This window comes from Roseovarius sp. YIN77 (genome assembly GCF_057219155.1).
In genome coordinates this window covers 47,375-58,303 of sequence record NZ_JBXVVI010000019.1, presented here as the reverse complement: position 1 = coordinate 58,303, position 10,929 = coordinate 47,375, and the positions used below count along the sequence as shown (strand labels likewise).

The window sequence follows — 10,929 nt, the reverse complement described above, 5'->3', positions numbered from 1 at the left end:
TCAATACGTGGCTCAGACAATACAACCAGATCAGACCACATCATGCTCTGAACATGCGCCCACCAGTCCCAGAAACCCTTTTAGACAAACCGCAAATCACTGGTACTGAAACAAGGGGCTAGACAAGATATCTTCGTCAAAGGTCACAACTTTTCTCAGTTCTGGCAGCATGGCGTGGTCCTATCCCAGGTTAGTGTTTTGAGTGGTGCAGTCCGGCAACTTGATGAACCAGCCCTGAGGCCTCATCACCTTGGTAGATGCCAAAGCTGCCATGTTTGTATTCATCGCGGTATCGGCTCAGCATGCTGCGTTCCGCCGCATTGCGAATGTCATCAAGGGGCAAATTTGAAAGCGTGAAATACTTCATGTTTTCAGGGGCTTCACCGAAAACCGTGCCGTGGTAGTAAATCCCGTGCTTCCCGGTCTCGCTGTCGCGGTAGATGGCATAAAGATGGTCAAGCCGCGGCGAAAGCCCCTTACTTCTGAGTATGTCAGTCAATTGATCAAGGCTGCTGTCGCTATCGGCGGAATGCGGTACGCAATACCCGCCTTCTGCACGCTCTTGCAGGAGGATTTTCTGATCTCTCTCCATGACGGCACCAATCGTCACTTTTCCCCCGGCAACGGCGGCATTGACCAAAGGCTCCTCTAGACCGATTGAGAAGTATGAGCCCTGGTAATACCCCAAAGGCTGGCTGTCTTTCTTGCTGTGTTCTCTGACCTTTCCAATCAGGATCAGATGATCACCAGCATCGACAAGTTTGTGACGTTCACAGACAAAACTGCCTAAAGAGCCGTCCAGTACGGGCATGTCGGCAAATGCTGGGTGCCAGTCCGCCTGTTCAAATTTGTCGGGCGCGCGTGATGCAAATAGGCCAGAGACGGCCTTTTGGTCTTCGCTCAGGATATTGACCGCGAAATGATCAGCCTGGGCAAATGTATCGCAGCTATATGCCGATTTGGCGATGCATACCAACAACAGCGGTGGATCCAGCGATACCGAGGTAAATGAATTGGCCGTGAAGCCCCGCGGCGTGCCGTCCTTTTGTCGGGTTGTCACCACGGTCACACCGGTGGCAAATGTTCCGAAGGCGTCCCGCAAGGATCGTTTTTCCGCGTCGCTTATTGGTGCCCGCGTGGCGTCCTCAAGACAGGTTTTCGTGTGTTCCCCGAGGCGCGGGGGGGAGTTAAACTCCGTGACCGGGTGCCCACCAAATCTCAACGGGTTTGCGGCGACGGTCCAAGGGGCGTGGGTGGGATCGGGATGAGGCACCTTTGCCAACATATTCCGGGCGGCCACGTGTGGGTCGTGAAAGATATCTTCAATCGTGTTCAAGGGGCCAAACGGCACTTTGCCACCCAAGGTTTCTGTCAGCTGTGCCTTGGTCTGGGATGCTGTCCATTCCCCGACCATGCGGTTCACATCTTCTGCATTTCCGGAACGGGCCAAACGGGTCGCGTAACGCGGGTCTGTGCCAAGTTCCGAAGCACCCATGGCAGCGGTCAATACCTGCCAGAACACATCATCTACGATGCCCAGAGCCACCGATCCGTCGAGGGTTGGAAACAAACCGAATGGGGCCAACAGAGGGTGGCCATTGCCCTCGGGCTTGGGAATTTCCCCGGTCATGTCATGCAGATAGACGGCACGTTCGCAAAGCGAAATCATCGCGTCATACATGGCGACGTCCAGAAACTGGCCTTTGCCTGTGGCCTCAGCCTCGCGCAAAGCTGCCATCACTCCAAAGGACATCATCATCCCCGCAAAAACATCCCCAATGCCGGGACCAACTTTGGTCGGGGTGTCCGCGTTTGGGCCAGTTACGGCCATCAATCCGCCCATGGCCTGAGCGACCACATCGTAAGACGGCCATTTCGCGTAGGGGCTATCGCCGGTTCGCGGATCGCCAAATCCACGAATTGCCGCATAAACAAGGGCAGGATTGGCCTCGGTCAGCGATTCATAAGACAGGTCCAATCGTTCCATCACGCCGGGGCGAAAGTTCTCGACAATGACATCCGCGGTGGCGGCCAGTTTGCGAAATGCGTCTTTGCCGGCATCGCATTTTAGATCCAGTTGTACGCTTTTCTTGTTGCGATTGAGGCTCACAAAATAACCGGCCCAGTTGTGGTTGGGATCGTCGTCCCGGTAGGGGCCGTTGTTACGGCTGGTATCGCCACTTTTGCCCTCGATCTTGATGACCTCGGCGCCGTGATCGGCAAGCATCATGGTGCAATATGGGCCGGACAACATGCGGCTCAGGTCCAGTACCCGCAATCCTTTTAGAATCTGGGTGCTCATGTCGCGTTTCCTTGGGTGTGCGTATCCAGAAAGCGGCGCAAAGGTGTGTTCACCGCTGCGGGGTCTTCTGCCAGTGCCATATGCCTAAGACCCGGTAAGATCAGCGCCTCTGCACCGTCGATTTCCGCAGCGATTGCTTGGGTCATCTCTGGGCCGTTGCCAAAATCTTCATCCCCGGTGATGACCAGTGCAGGGCAGGAAATAGCCGGATCTGGGGCAGTTATTTCATCGATCCCATCGGCCAAAACCCGATAGATCGTGTGGTAGACCTCAACCGTGTTTGCGATGACCCATCCCCTCACCAGATCCATCATTTCCGGATTGGCCAGACGGAAAGGTTCAGTGAACCAACGCTCTAATGCGGCCTCGACAGTTGACGCGGGCCCGTGTTCGCAGGACATCTCGACGCGTTTCAATATTGCGGTTTGTGCTTGGGGTGTGCGTTGATGCGGTGAATGAAGGATCGCCAGTGACGTTGTCCTGACAGGCCAATCTTGTGCAAATCTGCGCGCAATCATGCCGCCCAGGGAAAATCCCACAATGGACGCAGCTGAGAATCCCAAATGATCCAGCAATTCTGACAGCTGGCGGGCAAACATCTTTAGGGACGGGGGTTCAGTTGGCGCGGCACTTTGGCCATGCCCAAAGAGATCATAGCTCAAGACGCGAAACTTGTCGCGAATTGCTGGCGTCGTCCACTGCCAGCAAGCACGGTTTAATCCCAGCCCGTGAATCAGAACCACAACGGGGGCTTCTTCCGGGCCGCAAACCTCATAAGCGGTGCCATCAGGCGCAAACGACGACATCTTATCCGGTTACCTCTGCTGAGCGTCGGGTGAAAATTGATCCAAAATCGACCGTCTCAAATGCTGGTGGCAGGGGTAAAAGCTGACCTCCGATTTCCAACACAACGCTGATGATATGTTTTGTGTTCGCCATTTCGTCGCCTCCTTGTGGAAAGGTTAGACGCCGTTTCAGGGCGCTTCGTTACCAAAATTCGACACAATACGGCGAATTTACGCATGTTAAGCAAATTGAACCCGTGAGAATGAGAATCATGGGACGAAAAGGAGCGACCAGATGAGCGACATTCAAACCTACAAAATGCTGATCGACGGCGAATGGGTCAGCGCATCGGATGGCGCAACGTTTGACAGCATCAATCCCGCAACCGGTCAGGTTTGGAGCCGGGTCCCAGAGGCGACCGCCGAAGATGTGGATCGTGCTGTCAGGGCCGCATATCGTGCCTTTGATGATGGCCCCTGGGCGTCAATGACGCCGACGGAACGTGGCCGCTGCCTGCGCAGGCTGGCGGATTTGCTGGCGGAAAAATCAGAGGATCTGGGGCGCACCGAATCCATCGACAGCGGCAAGATGTTCAAGGAAACCCGTTGGCAGGCAAAATACATCGCCGAGTATTTCCATTTCTATGCAGGCTGCGCCGATAAGGTCAGCGGTGAAACACTACCCATCGATAAACCGGACATGTTTGTGTTTACGAAACGCGAACCGTTGGGCGTGGTGGCGGCAGTCGTGCCGTGGAATTCGCAATTGTTCCTGGTGGCGGTCAAGATCGGCCCGGCACTGGCGGCTGGCAACACTGTGGTTTTGAAGGCCTCTGAACATGCCTCTGCAGCGATGCTGGAGTTTGGCGCGTTGATTGAAGAGGCAGGGTTTCCGCCAGGTGTGGTTAACATTGTGTCGGGGCATGGTGATCCGTGCGGCAAAGTGTTGACCAGCCATCCTTTGGTCGCGCGAATTTCCTTCACCGGTGGCCCCAACGCAGCGCGACTGGTGCTTGAAAATTCCAAACAGAACTTTGCAGAGGTCTCGTTGGAGCTAGGTGGAAAATCCCCATTCATCGTTTTTGATGACGCCAACATCGAAAGTGCGGTCAACGCTTCGATCGCCGGGATATTCGGGGCAACGGGGCAAAGCTGTGTCGCCGGTTCCCGGCTGTATTTGCACGAAGATATTGCCGACGAGTTTCTGGAACGCATGACAGAATTGGCACGCAATATCGTGATTGGCGATCCTTTGGCGGAAGAAACGCAGATGGGGCCGCTGTGTACGCAAGGCCAACTGGATCACATCAAAAAAGAAGTGGCTTTTGCGCAGGAAGAAGGCGGTAAAGTTCTGGTGGGTGGCAAACAGCCCGACGGGCTGGGCGGATTGTTCTATGAACCCACCATCATCGAATGCCCACGTCAGAATATGCGGATTGTTGATACGGAACTGTTTGGGCCGGTGCTGAGCGCACAGCGGTTCAAAACCGAAGAAGAGGTTCTGAAGCTGGCCAATGACAGCGAGCATGGGCTTGCTGCCGGGATATTCACGCAAAACAGCGCGCGGTCTTTGCGTATGTCGAGCGCGGTGCGGGCTGGCATTGTGTGGGTCAATACCTACCGCATGGTGTCACCTATGGCAGAGTTTGGTGGCAACAAAGGCTCTGGCTATGGGCGCGAAGCCGGGTTCCAAGCGATCTACGACTATACCAGACCAAAAACGGTCTGGATGAACACATCGGATGAACCGATGGCCAATCCATTTGTCATGCGCTGATTTCAGCAAATTACGGAGTACCACCAATGAAGTTCCAACTCGCAGTCAACATGGAGCGTATGGACCCAAGCCTTGATATGAAGGTGGTCCGTGATCACACTCTTGACATGGTAAAGATGGCCGAGCAGGGCGGTTTTGATATCGTCTGGGCGGCTGAGCACCATGCCATGGAAATGACGATTGCCCCGAACCCATTTCAGCTGCTGACCTGGTGGGGGGAGCATACTAGCAAAATCCGATTGGGAACGGCGGTTGCAGTGGCACCTTACTGGTCACCGATACGTCTGGCGGGGGAGGCGGCGATGACCGATTTGTTGACCGATGGCCGCCTTGAATTTGGCATCGGATCGGGCGCTTATCAGCGAGAATTTGACCGCATGCACCCGGGCCTGAAACAGTCTGATGCATGGCGCTACATGCAGGAAATGCTGCCAGCCGTGCGCGCGCTTTGGGCTGGAGATCACGAGTTGAACGGCGAATATTGGTCCTATCCGAAGTCAACATCAGTGCCCAAACCTGTGCAAAAAGAAGTTCCTGTCTGGGTTGCAGCCCGGGCACCGATCACCTTTGACTATGCGGTGAAAAATGGTTGCAATATCCAATCCTGGCCCTTTACCCGCCCGATGAGCGAGGCCGAACTTTACATGGAACGGCTGCAAGAGGCGGTGGATAACAATCCCGGCTGTAAGCGCCCTCATATTGCGATGATGCGCCATACCGCACTTTACGACAAACCCGAAGACGTGGCCGTGCCGCTGGCAGCGGCTCGTGTGCAACTTGGCCAATTCGAAAATTACTACAAAAACCTGGGTGACGTGGAGAACGGCTTTGCCAAAGAAATTCCGCTGGAAAGCTTGGAAAACCGGGCCGAATACGAAGCCAACATGATGACCGAAAATCTGATGTTCGGCACCCCGGACGTGGTCATCGAAAAACTAAAAAAATATCAGGCGATCGGTGTTGATAGCTTCATCTACTACGCCAGCCTGGGATTGGGTCACAAAGAACAGAAACGCTCTCTCGAATTATTCTGTGACAAGGTCATACCTGCCTTTTCTTAAGGTCGGATCAGAAACGCACGTAACAACGGCAGAACAGGAAATTACCATGACAGAAGGTGTCACAACCCGGCGCGATGGACATGTCTTAGAGATCACTTTGGACCGTCCAAAGGTCAATGCAATTGATGTCGCCACATCTCAGGCCCTCGCCGCGGCCTTCAAGGAATTGCATGACGATCCAGAGCTTCGAGTTGCCATCCTCACCTGCGGTGGGGACAAAATCTTTTCAGCAGGTTGGGACCTCAAGGCGCTGAATGCGGGGGAAATGCAGCTTGATAACTGGTGGGAATCTGATGACTACGGTGATGGCGGGTTTACCGGCCTGACCGAAAACTGGTTCCTGAATAAACCCGTAATTGCGGCGATCAATGGGCTTGCCATCGGCGGTGGTTTTGAAATGGCTTTGGCCTGTGATCTGCTGATCGCAGCAGATCACGTAGAATTTGGTCTGCCAGAGATGCCCTTGGGCATCGTGCCAGATGCTGGCGCACTTCAACGTCTACCGCGTCGCATTCCGCACAATATCGCGATGGAGATGTTCTATCTGGGACGCAGGATGCCTGCGGCAGAAGCTGCGCATTACGGGTTGGTCAACAAGGTGGTTCCAAAGGACAAGTTGATGGAGACGGCACGCGAATGGGCAGCGTCGCTGGCATGGTCTGCCCCGTTGGCCATGCAGAGCGTCAAAGAAGTGCAACGCACCATTGAATGCGTTCCCCTGGAACATGCGTTTCACAAAATGCGAAATGATCCGATGCCCGTATACCGTAAAATGCTGAAGTCAGATGATGCGGCAGAGGGTGTCGCCGCGTTTGTCGAAAAGCGGGAACCGAAGTTTAAGGGCAAATAGTATGTTCAGAGATCCCAAAGCCGTGCACCGTGTTGCCAGTATTGGTGGCGGACCGATCGGAGGCGGATGGACCGCGCATTTTCTGGCGCGTGGCTACGACGTCACCGCCTATCTGCACAGCAAAGACGAAATCACTGCCTTTCGCACCATTCTGGATACGGCCTGGATCAGCCTGACGGCGCTGGGCCTGGCCGAAGGCGCCTCTCTGGACCGGCTCACGATTGAAACGGATATCGAAAAGGCAGTGGAAGGTGCCGACTTTATTCAGGAAAGCTCACCCGAAAATCTTGAAATGAAACAAGAGTTGTATCGCAGGCTGGGTGATGTCGTGCCAACGGATGTGGTGATTGGGTCGTCAACCTCTGGCCTGATGATGAGTGACATTCAGGCGAAATGCGCAACTCCTGAACGGACGGTGATCGGTCATCCGTTTAATCCCCCCTATCTTTTACCGCTGGTCGAAATTGTTGGGGGTGACAACACCGCCCCCGAGGCCGTTCAATGGGCCGGAGAATTCTACCGGATCGCGGGCAAAGCACCCTTATTGATGAAGAAGGAAATCCCCGGCTTCGTGGCGACACGTTTGCAAGAGGCGTTATGGCGCGAAGCACTGCACATGGTTGCCAATGGCGAGGCCACGCCTGACGATATTGACATCGCCCTGATGAACGGCCCGGCGCCGCGGATGATGGCCCAAGGGCAATGTATGGCCTTTCACGTGGCCTGTGGCGAAGGTGGCATGGCCACCAATCTGGATCAGTTCGGCCCTGCGTTAAAGTTACCCTGGACACGGCTGGAGGCACCGGAACTGACGCAAGAGTTGCGCGACCGGATGGTTGATGGCTGCAACGAGATCGCGGGAGAAAAACATTTCTCGGACATGGCGGCGCAACGCGACAAAGAGATTGTGGCGCTACTGAACGCGCTCAGAACGTCGCGCGGCGAGGGATGACCCTGTGACCTCTGCCGGCACCTAACCGGCAGAGCGTTCTCGGTTTCGTTGCTTCATCTGCAATGACACCAGAAACTCTGACAATGTGCCAGGCCAGCTTGGGGCCGCTTCATCTTGCGGCCATGCTTCGCGGTATTCAGATGGGCGCCGATCAAAGAATTTTCCAAACGAATAGGCAAAATGCGATAGGGTGTTGAACCCGGAGGCGGTTGCAATTTCTCTTACGCTTAGATCAGTTGAGATCAGCAAAAGTCGTGCGCGTTGTAGACGCAGCAACAGGCCGAACTGAACCACGGTGCAGCCGATCTGTTTCTTGAATGTACGTTCCAGCTGGCGTTGAGAGATCCCGAGTGCCGCTGCAATTTCTGGTACTCTAATCGGGTCTTCGATGTTTCGTTCGATCAGGGCAATTGCTTCGCGGATAACGGGTGGCATCGCAGCCGTCCCATGACCCATTGTTCGCCGCTGCGGAGTCTCTTTTTCGCGGATTGAATGCACCATCATCTGATCAGCGATTTCGCCCGAGAATCCAACACCGTGTAGGTTTTCAATGATATGTAACATCAGATCAATCACAGCCGTGCCACCGGCGCATGTCATGACGCGGTTGTTTACGGTAAAGACCTGCTCCTTGACGTCGATACTGTCAAAGGTCTCCAAAAATCCGTTCATCCAAGACCAGTGAGTTGTGGCCTCTTTTCCTTCCAGCAGACCGGCCCGAGCAACAGGATAGCAACCAAGCTCAATGGAGCAGATCGTTTCCCCTTGTCGGGCGCGGCGGCGGAGCCATGAGATAAGGTTTCTGTTTTGGTAGTGTTCAGCCCCCCAGCTGGCCAGAACGAAGACATAATCCGCCGTCGGGATTTTTTCGATCTCGGTCGCTGCGGTGATGGGGATCCCGCTGCTGGTCACAACAGACGCCCCATCGAACGACACGACCTCCCATGAAAACGATTTTTGCGACGAGAGGTAATTTGCAATTCGCATGGTTTCAATCATGTTGACCAGAGTGCCCAGATTGAATCGGGGGACGACTACGAAAACAGCGTGAGTCTGTCCGCGTGCACCAGAGATTTCCAAATTTAATTCCACGTATTTGAAGCTCCTGAAAACCAATCGAATGGTGCAATATTTCGCCACAAATATCAAAAATGAGGCGAATATACGACAATTATTTTGTCCCTCCGTTGATCACAATGGAAGAAAGAAAAAGGAAACGCGCCTCATGAATTACGATGTTGTTGTGACATGTGCGGTCACGGGAGCCGGGGACACCTCTGGGCGGAGTCCACATGTACCAGTGACCCCGAAAGAAGTAGCCGACGCCGCGATAGAGGCGGCCAAGGCAGGCGCTGCTGTCGCACATATTCATGTTCGCGACCCAGAGACCGGGCAAGGTTCCCGCGACCCCAAACTGTTTAAAGAGGTGGTCGACCGCGTCCGTGACAGCGGCACCGATGTGGTTATCAACCTGACAGCAGGCATGGGTGGTGATTGGATACAGGACGCCGACAATCCAGCGATGCCTGGACCGGGGACTGATATGATCAGTGCAGAAGAGCGGCTGATTCACATCGAAGAATGCCGCCCCGACATCTGTTCGTTGGACTGCGGCACGCTGAACTTTGGTGATGGAGATAACATCTATATCTCAACACCACCCACATTGCGCCACATGGCCGAAAAAGTGCGCGAGTGGGGCGTGAAGCCGGAACTAGAAGTGTTCGAGCTGGGCCATATTCGCTTTGCGCGTCAGATGATCAAAGAGGGCCTGATCGCCGATCCGCCGATGTTTCAAATCTGTCTTGGGATCCCGTGGGGGGCAGACCAAAGCGTCGACACGATGAAAGTTATGAAAGACCACCTGCCGCACGACGCAAGCTGGGCTGGGTTCGGTATTTCACGCATGCAGATGCCTATGGCCGCCGCCGCCGTGGCGATGGGCGGGAATGTCCGTGTCGGTCTTGAAGATAACCTGTTTCTTGATCGTGGCGTTCTGGCCACCAACGGCCAATTGGTGACCCGGGTCATTGAAATTATCGAACGTATGGGCGGGCGGGCCGTCACCCCTCAGGAGGCCCGAAACAAGCTGAAACTGCGAGGCGCGGAGAGCTGATATGTTCGAAGCGAACAGCGATAAAGGCAGTCTGCAGGTCCGGGACGTATCAAAGTATTTTGGCTCGTTCTGTGCCGTTAACGGAATTGACCTTGAAATTCAGCGTGGGGAGTTTTTGACCCTGCTCGGACCATCGGGATCGGGCAAGACAACCCTGTTGATGATGATTGCAGGATTTCTGGACATTACATCCGGTGATATCGCCCTGGATGGTACGTCGATTTCAGGCGTGCCAGCGGAAAAACGCAATTTCGGCATGGTGTTTCAGGGCTACGCCCTGTTTCCGCACATGACAGTGCGAGAAAACATCGGTTATGCACTGAGTGTTCGCAAACGGCCCCTCGACGAGATCCGTGCAAAAGTCGATGAAATGCTTGATCTCGTACAGCTCACCGAATTTGCTGACCGTAAACCCAAACAGCTCTCGGGTGGTCAGCAGCAGCGTGTCGCCTTGGCGCGCGCCCTGTGTTTTGAACCCCCGGTTTTGCTCTTGGACGAACCTTTAGGTGCGCTTGATAAAAAGCTGCGGGTTGAGGTGCAGGACCAGTTGAAAGACATTCACAAGCGTGTTGGCACTACGTTTATCTACGTGACACACGATCAGGAAGAGGCGTTGTCGATGTCGGACCGCATCGTCATTATGCGCGATGGTGCTATTGAGCAGGTTGGCACGCCGGACGAACTTTACGAAAAACCTGCCAATGAATTTGCTGCTGGGTTTCTAGGCAAAAGTAATTTTCTGCGCCGGGCTGACGGTGTTTACGCGCTGCGTCCCGAAAAGATTGATATTGTCGCGGCGGGCACTGGTACGGGTGAACCCCGTCTGACTGGTACAATCCAATCAGTCACCTATTTTGGCTCGATGAAGCGGATAATGTTTTTGTCTGCAGATGGTGAAGAACTTGAAGTGGACATTGATTCCTGGCGAAATCAGGAACCCTTGGAAGAGGGCCACAAGGCCGATCTCTACTGGGAAAAAGGTGCGGCTGTGAAGCTCAACAGCTGACCAGAAAATACGACCAACAGAGCGTCAAACAAATGACGCCGCTCATTAAAAGCCGAAGAACCGGCAACCAACAAGGAGAC

General features: G+C 54.4%; 10 protein-coding genes. 6 read left to right on the top strand and 4 right to left on the bottom strand.

All coding sequences use genetic code 11. The annotated features are described in order from the left end of the window. Positions 1-190 precede the first annotated feature (190 nt). The 3 genes from AC2D8P_RS14105 to AC2D8P_RS14095 are packed head-to-tail and all read right to left on the bottom strand — an operon-like array spanning position 191 to position 3,241. Complete coding sequence (locus tag AC2D8P_RS14105; protein WP_484703435.1) at positions 191-2,302, bottom strand: CoA transferase; 2,112 nt, start codon at positions 2,300-2,302, stop codon at positions 191-193. Further along, a complete protein-coding gene (locus AC2D8P_RS14100; protein WP_484703434.1) occupies positions 2,299-3,108 on the bottom strand; it encodes an alpha/beta fold hydrolase in 810 nt (269 codons plus the stop codon). Before AC2D8P_RS14100 ends, AC2D8P_RS14105 begins: the two co-directional genes overlap by 4 nt. 1 nt (position 3,109) lies before the next feature. Beyond that, positions 3,110-3,241 (bottom strand): hypothetical protein, encoded by a 132-nt coding sequence (locus tag AC2D8P_RS14095; protein ID WP_484703433.1) that lies wholly within the window; start codon positions 3,239-3,241, stop codon positions 3,110-3,112. A gap of 141 nt (positions 3,242-3,382) precedes the next feature. Here AC2D8P_RS14095 and AC2D8P_RS14090 point away from each other — a divergent pair, with 141 nt between their 5' ends. The 4 genes from AC2D8P_RS14090 to AC2D8P_RS14075 are packed head-to-tail and all read left to right on the top strand — an operon-like array spanning position 3,383 to position 7,727. Beyond that, positions 3,383-4,864, top strand: coding sequence for an aldehyde dehydrogenase (locus AC2D8P_RS14090; protein ID WP_484703432.1), 1,482 nt, complete (start codon positions 3,383-3,385; stop codon positions 4,862-4,864). A gap of 26 nt (positions 4,865-4,890) precedes the next feature. After that, positions 4,891-5,925: an LLM class flavin-dependent oxidoreductase gene (locus tag AC2D8P_RS14085; RefSeq protein ID WP_484703431.1), complete on the top strand. Its 1,035-nt coding sequence runs from the start codon at positions 4,891-4,893 to the stop codon at positions 5,923-5,925. 46 nt (positions 5,926-5,971) lie between these two features. Then, the gene (locus AC2D8P_RS14080) at positions 5,972-6,775 is read left to right on the top strand and encodes a carnitinyl-CoA dehydratase (protein ID WP_484703430.1); all 804 of its coding nucleotides are present in this window, start codon (positions 5,972-5,974) and stop codon (positions 6,773-6,775) included. Position 6,776: 1 nt separating this feature from the next. Beyond that, positions 6,777-7,727: a 3-hydroxyacyl-CoA dehydrogenase NAD-binding domain-containing protein gene (locus AC2D8P_RS14075; protein ID WP_484703428.1), complete on the top strand. Its 951-nt coding sequence runs from the start codon at positions 6,777-6,779 to the stop codon at positions 7,725-7,727. Between the two features lie 21 nt (positions 7,728-7,748). On the opposite strand, the gene AC2D8P_RS14070 is transcribed toward AC2D8P_RS14075, so the two are convergent. After that, positions 7,749-8,819, bottom strand: coding sequence for a GlxA family transcriptional regulator (locus tag AC2D8P_RS14070; protein WP_484703427.1), 1,071 nt, complete (start codon positions 8,817-8,819; stop codon positions 7,749-7,751). A 133-nt stretch (positions 8,820-8,952) separates the two neighbouring features. Here AC2D8P_RS14070 and AC2D8P_RS14065 point away from each other — a divergent pair, with 133 nt between their 5' ends. After that, entirely contained in the window at positions 8,953-9,843 is an 891-nt protein-coding gene (locus AC2D8P_RS14065) for a beta-keto acid cleavage family enzyme (protein ID WP_484703426.1), read from the top strand. Between the two features lies 1 nt (position 9,844). Continuing rightward, positions 9,845-10,849: an ABC transporter ATP-binding protein gene (locus AC2D8P_RS14060; protein WP_484703424.1), complete on the top strand. Its 1,005-nt coding sequence runs from the start codon at positions 9,845-9,847 to the stop codon at positions 10,847-10,849. Positions 10,850-10,929: the final 80 nt, after the last annotated feature.